Genomic DNA, 22312 nt, shown 5'->3' with positions numbered 1-22312 from the left:
CACCACCACGCAGGAGAACCACTGTGACCACCGAGGCCACTGCACCCGACGAGACCGTCCCCCGCCGCGCCCGCCGCCCTCGGCGCGCCCCCGTGGCCGAGCCCGGCCCACCGGTCCAGGCCGGCTCCGACTGGTCGACCTGGAGCACCTACGACCGGGCCGAGCTGGGGTTCCGCAACCACTGGTACCCCGCGGTCTGGGCCCACGAGGTGGGCCGCAAGCCGGTGCCGGTGACGATCGCCGGCGAGAAGGTCGTGCTGGTGCGCGACGACCGGACCGGCGCGATCAAGGGCCTGCACGACCGTTGCCCCCACCGCGGCGTGCCGCTCTCGCTGGGCCGCCGCCAGTTCTCCGGCACCATCTCCTGCCCGTACCACGGCTGGACCTACGACCTGGAGAACGGGCGCCTCGCCGCCGTCATCACCGACGGTCCCGACTCCCCGATCTGCGGCAAGGTCTCCGTCGCGACGTACCCCGTCGAGGAGCGCCTCGGCCTGGTGTTCGTCTACATCGGCGAGCTGCGGGAGGACGGCACGCCGCCGCCGGTGGAGGACGACATCCCCGACGAGCTGACCGGCAACACCCTCGTGCTCGGCGGCCGCAACGAGATCCGGGACGGCAACTGGCGCTTCGCGGCCGAGAACGGCTTCGACGAGGGGCACGCCAAGTACCTGCACAACACCGCGCTGTGGCGGCTGTTCAAGGTCATGCCGACCTGGAACAAGACCCGGATCGTGGAGCGCGACGGGTGGCTCATCCGCGTCCAGGACGAGGTGCACTGGGAGGCCGAGTTCCCGGGCGTCGGGCGCTTCAGCAACAAGCGCTGGTGGAAGCGGATGCCGCTGCCGGACCGTCCCGGCAAGAACGGCGACGCGAACCCGGTGATCGCCGCGCTGGACCTGCCCGGCTTCGTCAGCATCCGGCTGCCGGGCATCCTGCGCGTCGCCTACCCGCAGTTCATCCACTACGAGTGGTACGTCCCCGTCGACGCCGACCACGTGCGCTACGTGCAGCTGATGGTCCGCTTCGAGTCCGGCTGGAAGGCCGCGGCGTTCAAGGCCAAGTACCTGACGGCGATCCGCTGGCTCTTCCACGGCCAGTTCACCGCGCAGGACGCCTGGATGGTCGACGTCATGGACTCGCCGCCGGAGCGCCTCTACCGCCCGGACCTGTCCCTCACCGCCTGGCGCAAGCACATCGAGGACGCCGACGTGGTGGTGCAGACGGTGGCCGGCCGTGGTCACTGAGACCGCTGCTCCCGCCCACGAGCGGGTCGGGACGAGGACGGGGCCCGTCACGGTCGTGCTGCACGGCGGCGGGCCCGGCTGCCACGCCGCGGGCGACTTCGCGGCCGTGCTCGCCGCCCGACCGGACCGGAACTGGCTGCTCGTCGACCTGCCCGGCTACGGCGCCTCCCCGACGGCGGGCGAGGGGCCCCGGCTCGCGACGGCGGCCGGGGCACTGCGCGGTCTGCTCGACGGACTCGGGCTCGACCGGGTGGACGTGCTCGCCCAGTCCTACGGCGGCCTGGTGGCGCTGCACCTCGCGGCGGACACCCCGGAGCGCATCGGGCGGATGGTGCTGCTCGGCAGCGTCCCGACCCCGGCGCCCGGCGGGGTCACCGGCCTGCCCGTCGACGCCGGGCTCGGGGCGCGGCTGCGCGCGGACTACGCCGGCGACGGCCGGCCCGACCCCGCCCGGATGCGCCGGCTGATCGCGACCGCCGAGTGGCACGACGGCGGGGCGGTGCCGGACGCGCTCGTCGCGGCCCGATTCCACACCGATCGCGCGGCGCACGGGGCCGTCGGTGTCCCGGAGGACCTCGGTGACCGACTCGGTGCGGTCAGCGCCCCGGTGCACCTCGTCTGGGGACGCCACGACCCGTTCGCCGGCCCGGCCTACGCCGACGCGCTCGCCGCGGCCCTGCCCCGCGCCGACCTCACCGTCCTCGCCGCCACCGCCCACCACCCGCAGTCCGAGCGGCCCGACGCCGTCGCCGCCCTCGTCGACGCCCATCTGGGGAGCTGACCGATGTCCCGCACCACCACCACCGCCGCGGCCACCCTGCTCGGTGCCACTGCCATCGCTGCCGCCACCGCCGTCGCCGCCCGCACCGGGCTCCTCGCGAAGCTCGGCCGCCGCACCACCGTCCGCACCGTCCGGCCCGTCCGATGAGCGCCCCACCACGGGCCGACACCCTCTCCGAGCAGCAACGACGCTGGGTCGACGACGCCTGCTCGCAGCTGTCCGCGACCCGGCTGAGCGAACTCGTCGTCGGGATGGTCGACATCCCCAGCCCCACCGGCGAGGAAGGACCGCTGGCCGCGTGGCTCGCGGAGCAGCTCGACGCCGCCGGCCTCGCCGGACGCGTCCAGCCCCTCGACGACCGGCAGGCCAACGCCCACGGCCGCCTCGCCGGCGACGGCACGGGCGAGAGCCTCCTGCTCTACGCGCCGATCGACACCTTCACGGTCGGCGACGCGGCCGAGGACGTGCCCTGGATCGGCCCCGAGCTGCGCGCGGACATGCAGCCGCGGGCGCAGGTCCACGGCGACCACGTCCTCGGGCTCGGTGCGAGCAACCCGAAGGGACACGGCGCCGCCGTCGTCGCAGCGGCCGAGGCGATCGCCGCGGCGGGCATCCCGCTGCGCGGTGACCTGCTCGTCGGGCTCGGCGCCGGCGGCATGCCCACCAACGGCCGCGACGCGCGCGGGCTCACCCGCCGCAACACCGGCCAGGGCGTCGGCTGCTCCTACCTGCTCGAGCAGGGCGTCTGGGCCGACCACGCCGTGATCGCCAAGCCCGGCTGGGCGGTCGCGTGGGAGGAGGTGGGCCTGTGCTGGTTCGAGGTGCGGGTCCGCGGGGCCTTCTCCTACGTCGGCTCCCGCCACCGGATGCCCTACCGCAACGCCGTCGCCCACGCGGCCACGGTGATCACCGCGCTGGAGGAGTGGTTCCCGCGGTACGCGGCGGCGCACACCGACGGGCTGGTCGCACCGCAGGGCATCGTCGCCAGCGTCGAGGGCGGCTGGCCCCGGCTCGCGTCGGCCACCTCGGCGCTCGCCCGGATCACCGTCGACCTGCGCACCAGCCCGCGCTCCACCCCGGCCGACGTGCGCCGCGAGTTCGCGGCCGCGATCGCGACCATCGTCGCCGAGCACCCCGAACTGGACGTCGACTGGGAGATGACGCTCGCGATCCCCGGCACCCACACCCCGCCGGACGCCCCGGTCGTCGCCGCCGCGGTCGCCGCGTGGGAGGACCTCGAGGGCCGGGAGCACGCGCCGATCGTCGCCAACAGCGGCGCGACCGACGCGAACATCCTGCGGGGCCGCGGCCTTCCCACGGCCCGCATCGGGATGGACCGCATCGGCCCCGACGCACCGATCCCGCTGGACTTCCCGGCCGGGATGAACGTCGTCGACATCCGGGAGGCGCTGCGCCTGGCCCGGCACCTCGTGCACACCGCCGTGTCGCTGTGCACCCGAGAGAGGACACCGTCGTGAGCGAGATCGTGCTCGGCCTGGGGGCCTCGCACAGCACGCTGATGAACACCCACTGGGACGAGGTCGACCACCTGCCGGAGGCCCACCGCTTCCGCGACGGGCTCGGCGTCGCCCGCGACGCGCTCGCCGCGGCCGCACCGGACGCCGTCGTCGTCGTGGGGTCCAACCACTTCCGCGGCATGTTCCTCGACCTGATGCCCGCAATCACCGTGGGCGTCGGCGAGGTCCTCGGTGCCGGCGAGGCGGGGACCCCCGGCGGGCCGCTGCCGGTCGACCCCGACCTCGCCCGGACCCTGGTCGACGGGATGGTCGACGACGGCTTCGACCCGGCGTTCTCGCTGCGCCTGACCGTCGACCACGGCATCACGCACTCCCTGCAGCACCTGGTGCCCGCGCTGGACGTGCCGGTCGTTCCCGTCGTCGTGAACATGTTCGCGCCGCCGCTGCCGCCACTGCGCCGGTGCGCGGCCCTCGGGGCGACGATCGGCCGGGTGCTGCGCGCCGACGGCGTCGACCGCCGGGTGGCACTGATCGCCTCGGGCGGGCTCTCGCACCGCCTGCCGTGGCCGAAGTGGTTCGAGACCCTCTCCGACGACGACCGCTTCCTGGTCGAGGCGTGGCTGAACGGCCGGGACTCGTGGGCGCAGTACGAGGTCCGGCGCCGCCAGATCATCCGGGCCGCAGAGCCCGACATCAACGCGGACTTCGACGCCCGCTTCCTCGCCGCGCTCGAGGCGGGCGACCTCTCGGAGGTCCTCGGGATGTCCGACGCCGAACTCGAGGCCGAGGCCGGCAACGGCGCCCACGAGATCCGCTCGTGGATCGCCGTCCAGGCCGCCCTGCACGGCCCCGACGGCCCCCCGCGCACGACGACGGCCGCCTACGCCGCCGTCGGGCCGTGGCTCACCGGCATGGGCGTCTCCGTCATGACCCCCGCCCACCTCCCCCTCCCCACCACCACCCTGGAGGCCGCACGATGACCCTCTGGACCGACCTCGCCGAGGTCTCCTACTCGATCACCCACGAGCCCGTCGGCGGCGCGACCACCCGCGTCCTGCGGGCCGGCCACGGCCCCGAGCACGTCGTCATGCTGCACGGCACGAGCGGCCACCTCGAGGCCTTCGTGCGCAACGTGCCCGCGTTCGCGGAGCGCTTCTCCGTCCACGCGCTGGACATGCTCGGCCACGGCTACACCGAGAACCCGGGCGGCGACCTGCGCATCCCGCGCTACGTCGAGCACGTGCTGGCGTACCTGGACTCCCGTGGCATCGAGCGCGCGCACATCCTGGGCGAGTCGCTCGGCGGCTGGGTCGCGGGCCGGCTCGCCGCGGACCACCCGGAGCGCGTCGGCCGTCTCGTGCTGGTCGCGCCGGGCGGAACCGTCGCGAACCCCGAGGTAATGGAGCGCATCCGCACCAGCACCCGGCGCGCCGTCGAGACCGACGACCGGGCGCTGACCCGCAGCCGCCTCGAGCTGCTGATGTTCGACCCGGCGAACGTCACCGACGAGCTGGTCGACGTCCGCCACCGCATCTACCACCGCCCGGCCTTCGTCGCGGGCATCGACCACCTGCTGTGCCTGCAGGAGATGGAGAACCGCACGCAGGACCTGCTCACGCCGGAGCAGATGGCCCGGATCGAGGCGCCCACCCTGATCGTCTGGGGCGCGCAGAACCCGTTCGGCGACGTCCCCGAGGCCCACCGCATGCAGGAGTCGATCCCCGGCGCGAAGCTGGAGACCCTCGGCGAGTGCGGGCACTGGCCCCAGCACGAGCACGCCGCCCGGTTCAACGACCTCGCGCTGACCTTCCTCTCGTGAAGGTCGGCCTGCGCATCCCGCCGTGCGCGCCCGTGCCCGACCTCGTCGCCTTCGCCCGCGAGGCCGAGGCGGCCGGGCTCGACCAGCTCTGGTTCCCGGACTCCCAGCTGCTCTGGCGCGACGTGTTCACCGTCTGCTCCGCCGTGGCCGGGGCGACGGAGCGGGTCGGGCTCGGTACGGCGGTCACCAACGTCGCGACGCGGCACCCGTCAATCGTCGCCTCCGCGGCGCGGACCGTGGCCGAGGTCGCCGACGGCCGCTTCACCCTCGGCGTCGGGGTCGGCAACAGCTCCGTCGGGCCGGTCGGGATGGCCCCGTCGACGGGCCGGGCGCTGCGCGAGGGCCTGGCGACGGTGCGGGCGTTGCTCTCGGGCGACGAAGTGGGGTTCGGTCCAGTGACGTCGCGCCTGCGTGACCCGATCGACGTCCCGCTGCACCTGGCCGCGAGCGGGCCCCGCAACCTGCGCCTGGCCGGCGAGGTCGCGGACGGTGCGATCCTGCTCTCCGGGGTCGCCCCCGGGCCGCTGGCCTTCGCCACCGCGCGGGTCGCCGAGGGCGCGGAGGCAGCCGGGCGGAGCCCGGTGCCGATCACGGTGTCGGCGTTCTGCCGGGTCACCGACGACGTCGAGCGCGACGCCCGCGAGCTCAAGCCGGTGTGCGTGGAGATCGCCCGCAACGGCGGCGGTGCGGCCCTCGCGGCCGCCGGGATCGAGGTCACGGCACCGGCCACGGTGGAGGGCGTCTACCCCGACCTCGTGCACGCCGAGGACTGGGACGCGGCCGTCCGGTTCTGCGACCCGTACGTCGACGACGCGTCGGTGGTCCGCTTCGCCCGGGAGTTCTGCCTGGTCGGGAGCGCGAAGGAGATCGAGGTGCGGGTGGCCGAGCTCGCCGCGGCCGGCGTCGACGGTGTGTTCCTGCAGCACGTCGGCTCCTACGACCTCCCGCACCGGCTGCTCGGCGACCTGTCCGACGACCTGCTGGGGCGGCTCCGGTCGTGACCACGCTGGACGAGCTCGCCTCCCGGGCGCGCGCCGCGGCGGACGACGCGGACGCCGCGACGCGCCGGGAGGCGGGCCGCCAGGTCCTCGACGTACTCGGCTGCCTCGCGTCGGGGGCCTCGCACCCGCTGGCGCGGGCCTGGCTGCCGCTGGTCGGCGAGGACCCGGACGGGGTGGCGCTGCCCGGGGTGCCCGGGCGGCGCCGTCCCGAGGACGCCGTCGAGGTGGGCGGCGTGCTCGCCCACCTCGACGAGCTGGACCCGCTGCACGGGCCGTCGGCGATGGCGTCGGGGGCGGTCGTCGTCCCGACGGTGCTGGCCCTGGCCGACGGCATCACCGGCGAGCAGCTGGCCCGAGCCGTCGTCGCCGGCTACGAGGCGGGGGCGGAGGCGAGCCTGCGCTTCGGCGGGCCCGCCCTGTACGCCACCGGGCGCTGGCCGACCGCGGTGTTCGGCCCGCTGGCCGCGGCCGCGGCGGCCGCGGTCCTGCTCGACCTCGACGAGGCGGGCACGACGACGGCGCTCGCGCTGGCCTCCACGTCGCTGGGCGGGCTGCTCTCCGCCGACGTCCTCGGCCACGGCCACTACCTGCTCGGCGGCACCGCCGCCCGCGCCGGGCTGCGGGCCGCCCTCGGGGCCCGGGCGGGCCTGACCGCGTCGACGACGCTGCTCGACGGTCCCGGAGCGGTCGCGCTCGGCCGCGTCCCGGACCCGCCGTCGGGAACGGGCCCGCACCTGGCCGCCACCGGATCGAAGCGCTGGCCGTGCTCCCGCCCGCTGCAGTCCGTGCTGGCGGCGCTCGACGAGCTCGCCGACCGGGGTGTCCGACCCGACGACGGCGACGTCGTCACCGTCGCCCTGCCGACCGCCGCCCGCGCCTTCGTCACCGCGACCGAGACCCCCGACGACCCCACCACCGCTGCGGCCAGCGCGACCGTCGCCGTCCGGGGACACGCACTCGGGCGGGCTGACGACCCCGGGTGGTTCCGCGAGGTGGCCGCCGGGCTCGCCCGGGGCCCGCGCACCGGCGTGCAGCTCACGGGGTCGGCCGACCTCGACGCCGCCTTCCCGGCCCGGTGGGGCGCGCACGTCGAGGTGCGCGGTGCGACCGCGACCTGCCTCGTCCCTCCCGGCCACCCGGACCGGCCGCTGTCCGACGACGTCCTGCTCGCGCGGACGGCGGCGCTCACCGGGTCGGCGCGGGACGCCCTGGCCCCCTGGCTGGACCTGGACGCCGTCACGGACGTCGGACGCCTGGTCGGGCCGTAACACGACGGTTGCTTGACGTCGGCCAGACACCGGTCGTTCACTGTCCCGTACAAAGTACGAGCATCGGAGGTCGTCGTGGTGCCACCCCGTTCCGCCGACTACGTCGTGGTCGGCGCCGGCTCCGCCGGCTGCGTCCTCGCCCGCCGCCTGCTCGAGACCACCGACGGCACCGTCGTCGTGCTCGAGGCCGGCGGTTCCCCCGACGATCTCGGGTCGTCCACCGACCCGACCCGCTGGGTGGAGAACATCGGGGCGGGCCACGACTGGACCTACACCTACGGCCCGGAACCCGGCCTCGAGGGCCGCACGCTGCTGCTCTCCCGCGGCCGCGTGCTCGGCGGGTCGGGCAGCACCAACGCGCTGGTCTGGGTGCGCGGGCACCGGGCCGACTACGACGGGTGGGCCGCCGGCGGCGCCACCGGGTGGGGCTTCGACGAGGTGCTGCCCGCGTTCCGCCGCAGCGAGGACTGGCAGGACGGCGCGTCCGAGGTGCACGGCGCGGGCGGGCCGGTCCGCATCGAGCGGTGCACCGACCTGCACCCGGTGGCGCAGGCCCTCGTCGAGGCCGGCATCAGCTCGGGCATGCCCTACCTCGACGACATCAACATCCCGGAACCGCTCGGGGCCGGCCCGATCACCATGGACGTCCACGACGGGGTGCGCACCAGCACCTGGACCGGGCACCTGCGCCCGGTGCTCGACCACGAGCGCCTCACGGTGGTCACCGGCGCGCAGGTCACCGGGCTCACGCTGCGGGGCGGACGCTGCGTCGGGGTCGGGTTCCGGGTCGACGGGGAGACCCACGAGATCCGGGCCGGGCGGGAGACCGTGCTGTGCGCCGGGTCGATCGGCAGCGCCCGCCTGCTCCTGTCCTCCGGCATCGGCCCGGCCGAGCACCTGCGCGCCGTCGGGGTGGAGCCCGTCCTCGACCTGCCCGGGGTGGGCGAGAACCTCCAGGAGCACCCGATCCTCGCCGGGCTGTGCTTCGAGGCCGCCGAGGAGCTCCCGCCGCTGCGCGACAACCTGGAGGGCTCGATGGCCTTCTGGCGCAGCGCACCCGACGTGGCGGTCCCCGACCTGACCTTCGTGTCGGTGCAGATCCCCTACGTGTCGGCCGAGGTCGCCGCGGCCCACCCCGTGCCCGCGAACGCCTTCGTCCTCGCCCCCGGCGTCATGGGCGTGCGCAGCCGCGGGCGTCTGCGGCTCACGGCGGACGGCGGCGTGGACCTCCGGTCGAACATGCTCACCGACCCGGCGGACGTCGACGCCGCGGTCGCCGGGGTGGAGATCGGGCTCGAGCTGGCCGACCAGCCCGCCTTCCGCAAGCTCGTGGCCCGGCGGGTCGCCCCGGGCGGCACCGACCGCGCGTCGCTGGAGCAGTTCGTCCGGCGCGCCGCGCTGCCCTACTTCCACCCCGTCGGCACCTGCGCGATGGGCACCGGCGACGACGCGGTCGTCGACCCGCAGCTGCGCGTGCGCGGGATCGAGGGGTTGCGGGTCGCGGACGCCTCCGTGATGCCGACCATCACCTCGGCCAACACCAACGCGCCGACCGTCATGATCGCGGAGCGGGCCGCCGAGCTCATCGCCTGACGCCCGCCCTCCACCCGTCCACCACCGGGAGGCCCCGTGCCCCACACGCTCGTCGTCGACGGTCGACCCCGCGAGGTCGACGTCTCCGGGCTGCCCTCGCTCGCGACGGTGCTGCGCGACCAGCTGCAGCTCACCGCCGCCAAGATCGCCTGCGGGCGCGGCGAGTGCGGTGCCTGCACGGTGCTGGTGGGCGGGCGTCCGACGATGTCCTGCATCACCCCGGCGGTGCTCGTGCACGAGCCGGTGGAGACGAGCGAGGGCCTGGCCGAGGAGAGCCGGGACCTGCGGGAGCACTTCGCCGACACCGGGGCGTTCCAGTGCGGGTTCTGCACGCCCGGCCAGGTGGTGCACGCCTGCGCGCTGCTGCGCACCGGGCTGCCCGACGACGACGGCGCCCGCCGCGAGCACGTCCGCCACGCCCTGTCCGGCAACATCTGCCGCTGCACCGGCTACCAGGCGATCGTCTCCTCCGTGTGCGCCGTCGCCGACGAGCGGGCCGAGCGCGCGACCGAGGTGGCGTCGTGACCTGGGTCGGGGCCCGCGTCCGCCCGATCGACTGGGACGCGCGCAGCGCCGGACGCACGCTCTTCACCGCCGACCTGCCCGGCGAGCACCTTCTCGGGGCGGTCCTCCGCTCGCCGCACCCGTACGCCGAGGTCCGCGGGATCGACACCCGGGCCGCGCGCGCGATGCCGGGGGTCCACGCGGTGATCACGGCCGCGGACTTCGCCCCCGGCGCCCGCTACGTGCACCGCGGCGGCCCGCTCTCCGACCGCCCGCCGCTGGCCGACGGCGTGGTGCGGCACGTCGGGCAGGAGGTCGCGGCGGTCGCCGCGGAGACCCCCGAGCAGGCCCTGGCCGCGGTGCGCGCCATCCGGGTCCGCTACCGGGTGCGGCGGGCCCCGCTCACGACGACGGAGTCCCGCGCATCCGGCGCCCGCCGGCTGCACGTGCGCACCACCGACGAGCCGAACGTGTCCATGCGGCTGGACACCGTGTGGGGCGACGCCGACGCGGGGCGGGCGGCGGCGTCGGTGTCGGTGACCGGCGGCTTCTCGTACCCGAGCGTCTCGCACGCCTGCATGGAGCCGAACACGACGCTCGCCGTCTGGCACTCCGACCACGTCGAGCTGTGGACCTCCACCCAGTCGCCGTGGTTCCTCGCGAAGGAGGTCTCCCAGCTCCTCGGGATCGCCCACGACGACGTCGTCATCCGGGAGGTCGCGACCGGCGGCGGGTTCGGCAGCAAGTCGAAGGCCTCCGAGCACGAGGTCCTCGCCGCGGCCCTCGCCCGGGCCGCCCGCCGTCCGGTCCTGCTCGCGCTGTCCCGCGAGGAGGAGCTGGGCGCGAACAAGCCCCGCCACCGGTTCGCGACGACGCTCGCGACCCACGCCGACGCCGACGGCGTGCTGCGCGCCCTCGACGCGGACATCGCCGTCGATAACGGCTCCTACAACCACATGGGGACCTCGGTGATGCGCGTCGGCGTGATCACCCTGGGCTCGATGTACCGGCCCGACGGGGTCGCGTTCACCGCGCGGCTCGTCGACACCGCCACCCAGCCGGGCGGGCAGTTCCGCGGCTACGGCACCCCGCAGGTCTCGCTCGCGATGGAGTCGCAGGTCGACGAGATCGCCGAGCGCCTGGGGATCGACCCGATCGAGCTGCGGCTGCGCAACCTCGCCCCGGAGCACGCCGAGACGCTGTGCGGCTACCGCGTGGGCACCAACCGGCTCGGCGACTGCCTCGTGGCGGTGCGCGACGGGCTCGACTGGGAGGGGGCGCGCCCGTCGTCGGGACCGGTCTCGCGCGGCCGCGGTGTCGCCGCGGGCTCGCACGGCAGCGGCGCCTACGCCTACGAGTTCGCCAACCGCAGCGACGCCGCGATCGACCTGTCCGACGACGGGCGGGTGCAGGTCCGCCACGGCGGCTCCGACGCCGGGACCGGCCAGAACACGATCCTCGCCCAGATCGCCGCGGACGAGCTCGGGGTGGACCTCGCGGACGTTTCCGTGCTCTCGATCGACACGGAGCGCACCCCGTTCGAGCTCGGCGCCTGGTCCTCGCGCGGCACCCACATGACCGGCTCGTCGGTCGGGCAGGCCGCCCGCGAGCTGGGCGACCGGCTCCGGGCCCTGGCCGCGGACAAGCTCGGCGTCGACGCGGACGCGGTCACGCTGGCCGGCGGCCGTGCCCGGGCCGGGGACGAGGACGTCGAGCTCGGCGACCTGGTGGGGCTCGCCGACGACGCCTGCGACGGGGTGCTCTCGCACGAGTCGAGCTACGTCCTCGAGGGCACCGAGATGCTCACACCCGACCGCGACCGCGCCAACCTCTCCCCCAGCTACGCCTTCGCCGCCCACGGCGCCGTGGTCGACGTCGACCGCCGGACCGGCGCGGTGCACGTCGTGGACTATCTCGCCGCCCACGACGTCGGCCGGGCGATCAACCCCACCGCCGTCGAGGGCCAGATCGTCGGCGGCGCCGTGATGGGCCTCGGCGCCGCGCTCGGCGAGGAGCTCGTCCGGGAGGGCGGGCGCGTGGTGCCGACCAGCTACCTGCACTACGCCCTGCCCCGCAACGCCGACGTGCCGCGGGTGCGCGCGCACGTCGTGGAGAACCACGAGGCCGCCGGGCCCTACGGCGCGAAGTCGGTCGGCGAGATGTCGATCGTGCCGCCCGGCGCCGCCGTCGCGAACGCCGTCGCGGACGCGGTGGGCGTGCGGATCCGCGACCTGCCGATCACCCCCGACAAGGTGCTCACCGCCCTGGCCGAGCAGCAGGGCCGGCGGCGGCGCCACGGGGTGTGGCGGCGGCCGTCGCGGTGGTGGATCGCCGCGATCCGGGCGCTGTACCCGCTCGGCCTGCACCACGTCCTCGACCGGTACGGCACCCGGCTCGGATCCGCCCGCCGGGCCCGCTCCCGCCCGCCGGCCCCCGCGCCGGCCGTCCACCTGGCCACCGGCCTGGACGACGCGCTCACCGCCCTCGCCGCACCGGACGCGCAGGCCCTCGGCGGCGGGACCGACGTCCTGCCCGACCGCGCCCGCCAGCCCCGGCCGGCCGCGGTGCTCGTCGCGACCTCCGCCGTCACCGAGCTGCGCCGCCTCGCCGTCGTCGGGGACGACCTGCACGTCGGCGGGGCCGTGACGCTGACCGAGCTCGCGGCGCACCCCTCCGTACCCACCGCGCTCGCCACCGCGATCGACACGATCGCCTCCCCGCAGATCCGCAACACCGCCACGGTCGCGGGCAACCTCGTCCAGGCCAAGCGCTGCTGGTTCTTCCGCAACGGGTTCGACTGCTACAAGCGCAACGGCCCGACCAGCCCCTGCTACGCGGTCCTCGGCGACCACCGCTTCCAGCACGCGGCCGTCGACGGTCACCGGTGCCAGGCGGTCACGCCGTCCGACCTCGGCACGGTCCTGCCCGCGCTCGACGCCGTCGTCGTGCTGGTCGGCGCCGGAGGGGCGCGTCGGGAGGTGCCGGCGGCGGCGTTCTGGTCCGGGCCGGGCGAGACCGTCCTGGCCGACGGCGAGCTGGTGCAGGAGGTCCGCGTCCCGCTCGTCGCGGGCCGCCGCAGCGCCTACACCAAGCTCGGCCTCTACACCGGCGACTTCGCGACGGCGGCCGCGGCGCTGTCCGTCGTTCCCGCGCAGGACGGCACCTGGCGCGACGTGCGCCTCGTCCTCGGCGCGCTGGCGCCGACGCCGTGGCGGCTGGCCGCGGTCGAGGCGGCCCTGCAGGGGACCCGGCCGGACGTGGCGACGGTGCGGCGCCTCGTGGACGCCGAGCTGGACCGCCACGCCCACCCCCTGCCGCGCAACGCCTGGAAGCTCGACGCGGCCGCGGGCCTGGTCGAGCAGGCCGTCGAACGGATCCTGGAGCCCTGATGCAGCACCGGTTCGCCCCGACGCGGTACGGCCAGATCCACTACGCCGAGGAGGGCACCGGGGAGCCGGTGCTCCTGCTGCACCAGACCCCGCGCTCGTGGGACGAGTACCGCGACGTGCTGGGGCTGCTCGGCACCACACACCGCGCGGTCGCACCCGACACGCCCGGCTTCGGCCTCTCCGACGGGCCGGCGGAGCGGTGGACGATCGAGGCGTTCGCGGCCGGGATCCTCGACCTGCTCGACGCCCTGGGCCTCGACGCGGTCACCCTCGTCGGGCACCACACCGGAGCTGTCGTCGCCGTCGAGATCGCGGCCGCCGCAGCGGACCGGGTGTCCGCGCTGGTGCTCTCCGGGATGCCCTACGTCGACGCGGCGCGGCGCGAGCAGGTCGCCACCGGCCGGCCGCCGATCGACCACGTCGAGCGCGCCGCCGACGGCAGCCACCTCCAGCGGCTCTGGGACAACCGCGCGCCCTACTACCCCGCCGACCGCCCCGACCTGCTCGAACGGCTCGTCCACGACGCCGTCGCCGTGCTCGACCGGGTCGAGGAGGGCCACGAGGCCGTCAACCGCTACCGCATGGAGGACCGGATCGGCCTCGTCACCGCGCCCGCGCTGGTGCTGTGCGGCGAGCTGGACACCTTCTCCCGACCCGACGTCGGGAAGATCCTCGACGCGATCCCGGGGTCGGAGAGCGCGCTGCTGCCCGGCACCGGGGTCCCCTCGGTCGACCACCGCCCGGAGCTGTTCGCGGACACCGTGCGGACGTGGCTGTCCGCACGGTGAGGTCCCGTGCCGTGGTGCCGGGTTCCACCTAGGGTGACGGGATGTGACGACCCGTCTGCACGCCGACCGGGAGTACCCGCACCCGGTCTCGGCGTTCGCGCGCGCGCTCGCCGACCCGGACTTCCACCGGGCGCGGCTGGACGCGGGCGGCGGCGGCGAGGTGGAGCGGCACGAGGTGTCGGGCTCCCGGGTCGAGGTGGTCGTCCGGCAGCCGGTGCCCACCGGGCAGGTGCCGCCGGCGATCGGGCGCCTGCTCACCGGCGGGCTCGTGCTGCGACGCACCGAGCGGTGGAGCTTGTCCGACGACCGCTGTGCGGGCACGGTCGAGGTGACCGTGCCCCTCGCCCCGGTGCGGGCGGAGGGGACGATGGCGGTGCGGAACGGTGCGGGGCACGGAGGCTGTGTGCTCGAGGTGGACGTGGACGTGACGGTGACGATCCCGCTGGCGGGGATGTTCGTGGAGGGCGCGGTCGCCGACGGGGTGCGGCAGCTGACCCGCGTCGAGCACGACAACATCACCCGCTGGCTCGACGCGCGGGTCGACTGATGCCCGCCCGACGCAATCGTCTCGGTCGCGGCGACAAGGTCGTCGTCATCTCCCCCTACGGCAGCCGCCTCGGGACCTACGACCTGGAGACGGGGACGGTGTCCGACGTCCCGCCGGCCTTCCGGGCGACGTTCGTCGCCGAGCTCGACGAGTGGCTCACCGCCCACGGCCTGGACCCGTTCCCCGGGTTCGGCCCGGACGGCGCGCCGGTGGCGCCGTCGCGCCGGCAGCGCGGACGGTCCCGGCTCGGCCGCCCCCGCGAGGCGGACGGCGGGGCCCCCGCCCCACCCGCGCGCCGGGAGGAGCCGCGGGCCACGGCGGCCCTGGAGGCCGGGGTGCCGACCCCGGCCGGCGGCTGGTCCGCGGACTCCGCGGACGGCTACCGCTTCGACGCCTTCGACGACGGCGGGCCCCGCGCACCCGGCCACGAACGCACCGGGCAGCGGCTCGAGGAGACCTGGACCGACCTCGCCCGCCACGCCCCCGACCACGGTCTCGCCCGCCGGGCCGCGGACGCGCGCCGGGCCGGGCGGCGGGACGACGACAAGGCCCTGCGGCTGCGCGCGGACGCCCGCCTCGAGGTCGCGGGGGCGCTCAGCCGCGAGCTGGCCGCGCCCGTGTCGGCCCGGCTGGCCCGCGCCGCCCGGTGGCGCATGCTCCACGGGGTCGACGTGCGGGTCGGCGGCGAGATCGCGACCGTGGACCACCTGGTCATCTGCCCGAGCGGCGTGTTCGTCCTCGAGGACCGCCCGCAGCCCGGGGGGAAGGTGCACGCGTCGACCGAGGGCCTGGAGATCGACGGCCAGCACCTCGACCTCGCCCGGATCCGTACGGTCGCCGAGGAGGTCGCGGACCGGCTCGCGGAGGGGATCGCGCTCGCCGCGGGCTTCGAGGAGGTGCTCAACCCGCCCGGCGTGACACCCGTCGTCGTCGTGGTGGGGGCGACGATCGTGAACCACAGCCGCCCGCGCGGCGTCGTCGTCACGCGCGCCGGCGACCTGGCGCGCGAGCTGCGTAGCCGCGGCGACCGGCTGACCGCGGCGGCGATCGAAGAGACCTACGTGGTGGCGCGCCGGTCGGACACGTGGCTCTCCTAGACGTCGGGACGATCTGGGCCGAGCCCGCCTCGCTGGTGTCGATGCGGGGCCAGGAGGTGCTGGCGCGGTTCCCGGACGCCGAGATCCGCGAGGTCGACTCGCACTGGGCGATCCCCGAGCTGCACGGCAACGCCGGCAACGTGTCCCGGTGGGTGCGGGTGAAGGCCGAGAACCTGGTCCTGGGCGAGAAGAAGGCGCTGACCGTGCGGCCGAACGGTCGCTCGGCGGACTTCATCGCGCCGTCGTCGGCCAACGGCTGCGCGATGGCGTGCGCCTACTGCTACGTCCCGCGCCGCAAGGGGTACGCCAACCCGATCACGGTGTTCACCAACGTCGACGACATCCTCCGGGCGGTCAGCCGGCACCTCGCCCGCACCGGTCCGAAGCCCGAGGCGAACCAGTGCGACCCGGTCGACTGGGTCTACGACCTCGGGGAGAACTCGGACTGCTCGGTCGACGCGACGATCAGCGACGGGGTCGCGGACGCGATCGCGCACTTCCGCGGGCTCGCGGGGGCGAAGGCCTCGTTCGCCACCAAGTACGTCAACCGCGACCTGCTCGACCTCGACCCGCAGGGCTCGACCCGCGTGCGCTTCTCGCTGATGCCGCGCGAGGACGCCCAGCTGCTCGATCTGCGCACCTCCTCGATCGACGAGCGCATGGGCGCGATCGAGGACTTCCGGGCGGCGGGCTACGAGGTGCACCTCAACTTCTCCCCGGTCGTCCTGCGCGAGGGCTGGCAGCGCCGCTGGGCCGCCCTGCTCGACGAGCTCACCGACACCCTCACGCCCGACACCCGCGCCGCCACCGCCTGCGAGGTCATCCTGCTCACCCACAACGAGGGCCTGCACGAGGTCAACCTCGGCTGGCACCCGAAGGCCGAGGACGTGCTGTGGCGTCCCGAGGCGCAGGAGGCCAAGACCTCGCAGAACGGCCAGGAGAACGTCCGCTACCGGGTGGACGTGAAGCGCCGGGCCGTCGCGCGGTTCCGCGAGCTCGTCGGCGTGCACGCCCCCTGGCTGACGATCCGCTATGCCTTCTGAGGTGACCACGGCGGTCGACCGCCGCGCCCGCGGGGCGGTCATGGCGCTGTTCGTCGTCAACGGGGCCACCTACAACTCCCTGGTCCCGCGCTTCCCCGCCCTGCGCGACGGGCTCGGGCTCTCCAACGCCGAGCTCGGGACCGCCATCGCGGCGTTCCCGGCGGCCGCGCTACTGCTCGGGGTGCTCGCCGGGCCGCTGGTCGCGCGGTTCGGCAGCGGGCGCGTGGCGGCGTCGGTCTCGCTGCTCGGGGCCCTCCTGCTGCCGCTGGTCGCAGTCGCCCCCGGGTGGTGGGCCCTCGCGGCGGCCCTGTTCGTCCTCGGGGTCACCGACGCCTGGACCGACGCCGCCATGAACGCGCAGGGCCTCGTCGTCCAGGAGCGCTACGGCCGGTCGATCATCAACGGGCTGCACGCCACGTGGAGCATCGCCGCGGTCGGGGCCGGCCTGCTCGGGGCGGGCGCCGCGGGCCTCGGGGTGCCGATCGGCTGGCACCTGACGGCGGTGGCGGTGGTCCTGGTGGTGGTCTCGGCGCTCGCGTGGGTGTTCGTCGTGCCGGACCCGCCGCACGCGCCGGAGTCGCCCTCCGGGTCGGGGGGTGTGCGGTCGGTCCTGCGCTCGCGGCCCGCCGTGGTGGGGCTGCTCGCGATCGCCGGGCTCATGGTGTGCTCCGGCGCGGTGGAGGACTCCTCGGCGTCGTGGGGCGCGGTGTACCTGCGCGACGACCTCGGCGCCGGCGCCTTCGTCGCGGGCCTCCCGTTCGTCGCCTTCCAGGTCTTCATGACGGCGGGTCGGATCGGCGGCGACCGCGTCGTGGACCGGTTCGGGGCGGCGCGGGTGGCGCGCCTCGGAGCGCTGGTGGCCGCGGTGGCGCTGGCGGTCGCGCTGCTGGTGGCGCACCCGGTGGCGGCGGTCGTCGGGTGGTCGCTCGCGGGGCTCGGGGTGGCGACGCTGTTCCCGCTCGCCTTCGCGGCCGCGGGCACCGTGCCGGGGGTCCGCCCCGGCGACGGCATCGCCGTGGTCGGCTTCCTCGCCCGCCTCGGGTTCCTGGTGACCCCGCCCGTGATCGGGGCGATCGCGGACGCCTCCTCGGTGGGCACGGGGCTGCTGCTCGTCCCGGTCGCGGCGCTCGGCGCGGCGGTGCTCGCACGATCGTTGCGGGCGCGGCCGTCCTCCTGACGTCAGCACTGCGGCCATGCTGACGCTGGACGTCATGATCGGACGTCATATCGGACAATCGTCGAATGATCGAGGACGCCGTCGCCGCCCTGCTCGCGCCCCCGAGTGACCTCGACGAGACCGTCGCGGGGCTCCCGGGCGCGCCGGGGCTGTACGCGTGGTGGACGGCGACCGATCTCGGCCTCGGCGGCGCGGAGCACGACGGCCGGGTACTGCTCGACGTCGGCTCCGCCCGCATGCTGCGCAACCGCATCCGCCGTCAGGACCTCTACCGCACCGGCGTGTCCCGCCTCCGCCGCGTCCTCGCCGGACTGCTGCTCGACGACCTCGGACTCGCCCCCACGTGGGCCGCGGAGGTCGTGCTCGCGAAGGCCGACGAGGAGCGGCTCACGGACTGGATGCGCGAGCGGCTGCTCCTCACGGCTCTTCCCGACGACGGGGCGGCGGAGCTGGTCGGTCCGGTCGTCCAGCGGCTGGGTGCGACCGCGCTGTCCTCGGACGCCGCGGTCGACGCCGAGCAGCGGTTCCTCGCGGCCGCCGGCGAGAAGCCGGTGCGCCCGGCGGGCGAGGTGTTCCGGCGCCCCTGAGGGTGCCGCCTTTTCTGGCACTAAGTGCAAGGAGTGACGCATTGCTGGCACCGGGAGGTGCCCGTACCGCCCACGTATAAGACGTCCAGTGTCAGCATGGCCGCAGTGCTGACGTGGAGAGGCCGGGACGATCAGGCGTGCCGCACGCACCGGCGCGCGGCGGGCCGGGCCTCGAGGCGCTCGCCGGGGATCGTGCGACCGCACACCTCGCAGATCCCGTAGGTGCCGGCGTCGAGCCGGGCGAACGCGGCGTCGATCTCGGCCAGGTCGGCGCGCGAGCGGTCGAGGAGGGCCTGGGCCTGCGCGCGGTCGTAGGCGATCGTCTGGCCCTCGGGGTCGTGCTCGTCGTCGCCGGAGCTCGCCGAGGCGGTCTCGACGATGCTGGCGACCTGCGCCTCGAGCGCCGCGATCCGCGCCCGGGTCTCGTCGCGGGCCGCGGCGAGATCGTCGGCCGCGCTCACCGCAGGGTCGCCAGGGCACCAGGGACGAGCTCGACGGCCACCGAGGTGTCGGCCGGCAGCGTGATCACCTCGCCGTCGAGCTGCAGCGGGAGCTCGCCGAACGTGCGGAACCGCAGGTGCTTCGCGCTCGGCTGCCAGCCCAGGCCCTGCCACGCCGCCCGCAGCCCGGTGAACAGCAGGCGGACCCGGCCGCGGTGCGGGATCGACACGATCTCGAAGCGCCCGTCGGCGGGGTCGCCCTCGGAGAGCACCGCGTACTTCGCCATCTCGGACAGGTTGGCGACGATCAGGCTGTCGTAGACGTGCCGGCCCAGGTAGTCGCCGACCCCGACGCCGTCGCGGGACTCCCCCTCGAACGCCTCCAGCTCGATCTCGAACGGGCTGAAGCGCAGGAACTCGCGGAAGGTCGTGACGAGCTCGCGCAGCGACCCCTTCCCGCCCTGTTCCAGCGCCAGCGCGACGACCGGCGTGATGCCGAGCCCGATGTAGGAGTGCGCGTAGCGCGGCCGGTTGGTGCCGATCGTCAGCCGCAGCACGTCCAGGTACTCGACGTGGCCCTCGGCGATCGCCTCGGCGAGCGGGCGGCGGCGGGTCACGCGACGGAAGTCGTTGGCGTTCCCGGCCGACGTCACGGCGACCACGGTGCCGGTGCGGGTGCCGTCGCCCCCGGCCATGGCGCCGTCGACGACCTCGTTGTACCCGCCGTCGCCGGACACCGAGACGACGACCGGCTTGTACGTGCGCGCCGCGCTCTCGGCGATCGTGCGCGCGTGGCCGGCGTACTCGGTCGGCACGAGCTCGACGTCGAGCCCCGGCGTCAGTTCCTTGAGCTCGCGGGCGAGCGTGTGGGCCTTGCCCTCACCCCCGCCGGTGCTGTTCGGGTTGTAGACGAGCAGCACGCTGCGGATCGGCGGGGCGTCGGGGACCGGGCCGGCGGCGGACACGAAACGGACAGTACCGCCGCGTCCGGTCGCACGGACGGAGGAACGGCCTGCTCAGGGGGTGACGAGCACCGCTCGCACCGCATCAGCGACCACCCGGGTCCACGACTGGGCCGGACGGCCCAGCAGGCGGGCGAGGTCGTCACCCGGGGCGGCGAGCAGGCCCTGCGCCGCGCCGCGGTCGCTGTCGGCGAGCACCGCCGCGAAGGCCTCGGGCAGGCCGGCCTGGACGAGCGCAGCGGTGAACTCCGCCTCGGACAGGTCGGTGTAGGTGATTGGGCGCCCGACCGCCCGCCCGATCTCGGCGGCCAGCTCGGCACGGGTGAAGCCCGGGCCGCCGAGCTCCAGGATGTCGCCGGCCGACGCCCCGCCGGTCAGTGCCGCCACCGCGGCCGCCGCGTAGTCCGCGCGGGTCGCCGCGTCGAAGCGGCCGTCCCCGGAGGCACCGATCATGCCGTGCTCGAGGTCCGCCCCGACCGCCGTCAGGAAGTTCTCGACGTACCAGCCGTTGCGCAGCAGCACGGTCGGCAGCCCGGCCTCGGCGAGGCGGCGCTCGGTGTCGGCGTGCTCCTGCGCGAGGACCACGTCGGACTCCTGCGCGTGCAGGATGCTGGTGTAGGCGACGAGCTCGAGGGTCGGCGTCGCGGCGAGGGCCTCGACGACGGCGCGGTGCTGCGGGATCCGCTGCCCCACCTCGCTCCCGGACACGAACAGCACGCGGGTGGCGCCGTCGAGGGCGTCGCGCAGCGACGCGGGGTCGTCGTAGTCGGCGCGGCGCACGTCGACGCCGCGCGCCGCGAGGTCGTCCAGCGTCGCGACCCGCCGTCCGGTCGCGCGGACCTGGTCCGTGGGGACCCGCTCCAGCAGGATCTCGACGGCGAGGCGGCCCAGCGCTCCGGTGGCTCCGGTGATGACGTACACGGCGTGCTCCTTCGGGTGAGGCGGTCGCCGGAGCCAACCCGGCTCGCCGTCGATCACTTCCCGACGGAGAGTGGGCACCTTGAAGTGCGGTAGGTACCTGACGGATAGTGAACGGGTGAGAGGCGATCTGTACGCGGCGGACTGCCCGAGCCGTCAGGTCCTGGACCGCATCGGCGACCGGTGGAGTGTCCTCGTCGTGAGCACGCTGGCCGACGGCACGTTGCGGCACGGCGGGATCGCGGGGCGCATCCACGGGATCACGCCGAAGATGCTCACGCAGACGCTGCGCGGGCTGGAGCGCGACGGCCTGGTGCACCGGACCGTGTACGCGGAGGTGCCCCCGCGCGTGGAGTACGGGCTCACCGACCTCGGCCACGACCTCGTCGGGCTGATGCGCCGGCTCGAGGACTGGGCCGAGACCCACATCGGCGACGTCGAGTCCGCGCGGTCGGACTACGACGCGCGGGCGACGGCCTCGAGGAAGTAGTAGTCGGCGTAGACCATCCCCACGTCGACCTCGCTGTCCTGCGGCTTCCCGCCGACCGCGTGCGCGAGCAGCGCCGGGCCGGACGGCGCCACGTCGCGGGTGGCCAGTTCGTCCAGGGTCTCGACGGCGGCCTGCCGGTAGCGGGCGTCGCCGGTCTGACGGCCGAGGTCCATCAGCCCGGCCGCGGCGACGGCGGCCGCGCTGGTGTCGCGCTCCTCGCCGGGCTTCGAGAAGTCCCAGGAGGGCACGCGGGCGCCCGGCGCGGTGTGGGCGAGCCACCAGTCGGCCGCCTTCACCGCCGCCGCGCGCAGCTCCGGGTCGCCGCTCACGCGCGCCTGCTCGGCGAACCCGTGGATGGCCCAGCCCTGCCCGCGGCTCCACGTCGACTCCGGGTCGGCCCCCTGCCAGGTGTCGCGCTTGACGAAGGCACCGGTGTCCGGGTCGAACACGGCGACGTGCGCGACGCTGCCGTCGGGCCGCATGTTCGTCGTCGACGCGGTGCGCGCGTGCTGGGTGGCCAGGTCGCGCCAGGCCGGGTCGCCGCCCGGCAGCGCCGCCGCCTGGTCGAGCAGCGGCAGGTTCATCATCGTGTCGATGATGACCGGGAAGCGCCACGAGCCGCGCTTGTCGTCGTCGCCGTCGGTGTCCCAGCTCTTGATCGCCTTTACCGCCGGCGAGTAGCGGGTGGCCAGCGAGCGGGCGGCGGTGACGACCTCCTGCGCACCCTGCCCGGTCTGCTGCTGCTGTTCGCCGAAACTGTCGCCGACGACGAAGCCGAGGTCGTGGGTGTCGGTGCGCGTGACCTGCCCGGCGATCGGGGCGGTCCAGCGCTGCGCCCGCGCGACCCAGGCCGGGTCCTTCGTGAGCGTGTGCGCCAACCACAGCTGGCCGGGGAAGAAGCCCGACGTCCAGTCGTCCACCGGCTTGGTGGTCCACGTGCTCGCGCCGCCCTCGACCGAGCGCGGGTAGCCCTGCGCGGGGTCGAGCCGGTCCGCGCTCGCGGCGAGCCGCTCCCACGCGGTCGGGAGCACCTTCCCGACGGCGGGTGTCACCGCCTCCGCGGTCGGCGCCGACGCCTGCTCAGCGGCCGGCCCGCTCCCGCAGCCGACCAGCAGCGCACCCACCAGGACCACAGCTGCCACACCCGTCACACGGCGAGCCTGCCCGCCACCTGCCCCCATGG

General features: G+C 75.4%; 22 protein-coding genes. 18 read left to right on the top strand and 4 right to left on the bottom strand.

From position 1 onward, the window contains the following. Positions 1-23 precede the first annotated feature (23 nt). The 17 genes from WCD74_RS18985 to WCD74_RS18905 all read left to right on the top strand — a co-directional run bounded on the left by WCD74_RS18985 (position 24) and on the right by WCD74_RS18905 (position 18319). Positions 24-1247, top strand: coding sequence for a Rieske 2Fe-2S domain-containing protein (locus WCD74_RS18985; protein ID WP_337696438.1), 1224 nt, complete (start codon positions 24-26; stop codon positions 1245-1247). Beyond that, positions 1237-2028, top strand: coding sequence for an alpha/beta fold hydrolase (locus tag WCD74_RS18980; RefSeq protein ID WP_337696437.1), 792 nt, complete (start codon positions 1237-1239; stop codon positions 2026-2028). Before WCD74_RS18985 ends, WCD74_RS18980 begins: the two co-directional genes overlap by 11 nt. Positions 2029-2031: 3 nt before the next feature. Next, the gene (locus WCD74_RS18975; RefSeq protein ID WP_337696436.1) at positions 2032-2175 is read left to right on the top strand and encodes a hypothetical protein; all 144 of its coding nucleotides are present in this window, start codon (positions 2032-2034) and stop codon (positions 2173-2175) included. Further along, complete coding sequence (locus WCD74_RS18970; protein ID WP_337696435.1) at positions 2172-3506, top strand: hypothetical protein; 1335 nt, start codon at positions 2172-2174, stop codon at positions 3504-3506. Before WCD74_RS18975 ends, WCD74_RS18970 begins: the two co-directional genes overlap by 4 nt. After that, positions 3503-4486 (top strand): DODA-type extradiol aromatic ring-opening family dioxygenase, encoded by a 984-nt coding sequence (locus tag WCD74_RS18965; protein ID WP_337696434.1) that lies wholly within the window; start codon positions 3503-3505, stop codon positions 4484-4486. Before WCD74_RS18970 ends, WCD74_RS18965 begins: the two co-directional genes overlap by 4 nt. Further along, the gene (locus tag WCD74_RS18960; protein WP_337696433.1) at positions 4483-5325 is read left to right on the top strand and encodes an alpha/beta fold hydrolase; all 843 of its coding nucleotides are present in this window, start codon (positions 4483-4485) and stop codon (positions 5323-5325) included. The genes WCD74_RS18965 and WCD74_RS18960 overlap by 4 nt, the downstream gene beginning before the upstream one ends. Next, positions 5322-6326, top strand: a complete 1005-nt coding sequence (locus tag WCD74_RS18955; RefSeq protein WP_337696432.1) for an LLM class flavin-dependent oxidoreductase — start codon at positions 5322-5324, stop codon at positions 6324-6326. The genes WCD74_RS18960 and WCD74_RS18955 overlap by 4 nt, the downstream gene beginning before the upstream one ends. Next, a complete protein-coding gene (locus WCD74_RS18950; RefSeq protein WP_337696431.1) occupies positions 6323-7594 on the top strand; it encodes an MmgE/PrpD family protein in 1272 nt (423 codons plus the stop codon). The genes WCD74_RS18955 and WCD74_RS18950 overlap by 4 nt, the downstream gene beginning before the upstream one ends. Positions 7595-7672: 78 nt before the next feature. Next, a complete protein-coding gene (locus WCD74_RS18945; protein ID WP_337696430.1) occupies positions 7673-9187 on the top strand; it encodes a GMC family oxidoreductase in 1515 nt (504 codons plus the stop codon). 36 nt (positions 9188-9223) lie between these two features. Beyond that, positions 9224-9712: a (2Fe-2S)-binding protein gene (locus tag WCD74_RS18940; RefSeq protein ID WP_337696429.1), complete on the top strand. Its 489-nt coding sequence runs from the start codon at positions 9224-9226 to the stop codon at positions 9710-9712. Beyond that, positions 9709-13080, top strand: coding sequence for a molybdopterin cofactor-binding domain-containing protein (locus tag WCD74_RS18935; RefSeq protein WP_337696428.1), 3372 nt, complete (start codon positions 9709-9711; stop codon positions 13078-13080). The genes WCD74_RS18940 and WCD74_RS18935 overlap by 4 nt, the downstream gene beginning before the upstream one ends. Further along, positions 13080-13868 carry an alpha/beta fold hydrolase gene (locus WCD74_RS18930; protein WP_337696427.1) on the top strand — a complete coding sequence of 263 codons (789 nt, stop codon included), beginning with the start codon at positions 13080-13082 and terminating at the stop codon, positions 13866-13868. Before WCD74_RS18935 ends, WCD74_RS18930 begins: the two co-directional genes overlap by 1 nt. A gap of 43 nt (positions 13869-13911) precedes the next feature. After that, positions 13912-14415 carry a DUF2505 domain-containing protein gene (locus WCD74_RS18925; RefSeq protein ID WP_337696426.1) on the top strand — a complete coding sequence of 168 codons (504 nt, stop codon included), beginning with the start codon at positions 13912-13914 and terminating at the stop codon, positions 14413-14415. Beyond that, positions 14415-15512 (top strand): nuclease-related domain-containing protein, encoded by a 1098-nt coding sequence (locus tag WCD74_RS18920; protein ID WP_337696425.1) that lies wholly within the window; start codon positions 14415-14417, stop codon positions 15510-15512. The genes WCD74_RS18925 and WCD74_RS18920 overlap by 1 nt, the downstream gene beginning before the upstream one ends. After that, entirely contained in the window at positions 15500-16555 is a 1056-nt protein-coding gene (locus WCD74_RS18915; protein ID WP_337696424.1) for a spore photoproduct lyase family protein, read from the top strand. The genes WCD74_RS18920 and WCD74_RS18915 overlap by 13 nt, the downstream gene beginning before the upstream one ends. A 1-nt stretch (position 16556) precedes the next feature. Next, positions 16557-17732 (top strand): MFS transporter, encoded by a 1176-nt coding sequence (locus WCD74_RS18910; protein WP_337696423.1) that lies wholly within the window; start codon positions 16557-16559, stop codon positions 17730-17732. A 65-nt stretch (positions 17733-17797) separates the two neighbouring features. Then, a complete protein-coding gene (locus tag WCD74_RS18905) occupies positions 17798-18319 on the top strand; it encodes a GIY-YIG nuclease family protein (RefSeq protein ID WP_337696422.1) in 522 nt (173 codons plus the stop codon). A gap of 131 nt (positions 18320-18450) precedes the next feature. On the opposite strand, the gene WCD74_RS18900 is transcribed toward WCD74_RS18905, so the two are convergent. The 3 genes from WCD74_RS18900 to WCD74_RS18890 are packed head-to-tail and all read right to left on the bottom strand — an operon-like array spanning position 18451 to position 20642. Continuing rightward, complete coding sequence (locus WCD74_RS18900) at positions 18451-18780, bottom strand: TraR/DksA family transcriptional regulator (protein WP_337696421.1); 330 nt, start codon at positions 18778-18780, stop codon at positions 18451-18453. Next, complete coding sequence (locus tag WCD74_RS18895) at positions 18777-19724, bottom strand: diacylglycerol/lipid kinase family protein (protein WP_337696420.1); 948 nt, start codon at positions 19722-19724, stop codon at positions 18777-18779. The genes WCD74_RS18900 and WCD74_RS18895 overlap by 4 nt, the downstream gene beginning before the upstream one ends. A 51-nt stretch (positions 19725-19775) precedes the next feature. Continuing rightward, positions 19776-20642 carry an NmrA family NAD(P)-binding protein gene (locus WCD74_RS18890; protein ID WP_337696419.1) on the bottom strand — a complete coding sequence of 289 codons (867 nt, stop codon included), beginning with the start codon at positions 20640-20642 and terminating at the stop codon, positions 19776-19778. Positions 20643-20757: 115 nt separating this feature from the next. Here WCD74_RS18890 and WCD74_RS18885 point away from each other — a divergent pair, with 115 nt between their 5' ends. Beyond that, positions 20758-21129: a winged helix-turn-helix transcriptional regulator gene (locus WCD74_RS18885; RefSeq protein ID WP_337696418.1), complete on the top strand. Its 372-nt coding sequence runs from the start codon at positions 20758-20760 to the stop codon at positions 21127-21129. Here the strand turns inward: WCD74_RS18885 and WCD74_RS18880 are convergent. Continuing rightward, positions 21096-22271, bottom strand: a complete 1176-nt coding sequence (locus WCD74_RS18880; protein WP_337696417.1) for a glycoside hydrolase family protein — start codon at positions 22269-22271, stop codon at positions 21096-21098. The genes WCD74_RS18885 and WCD74_RS18880 overlap by 34 nt on opposite strands. Positions 22272-22312 lie beyond the last annotated feature (41 nt).

It is taken from the genome of Actinomycetospora aurantiaca, assembly GCF_037401875.1.
Lineage (GTDB): Bacteria > Actinomycetota > Actinomycetes > Mycobacteriales > Pseudonocardiaceae > Actinomycetospora > Actinomycetospora aurantiaca.
The sequence above is the reverse complement of the archived record's forward strand: the minus strand, read 5'-3'. Positions and strand labels throughout refer to the sequence as shown.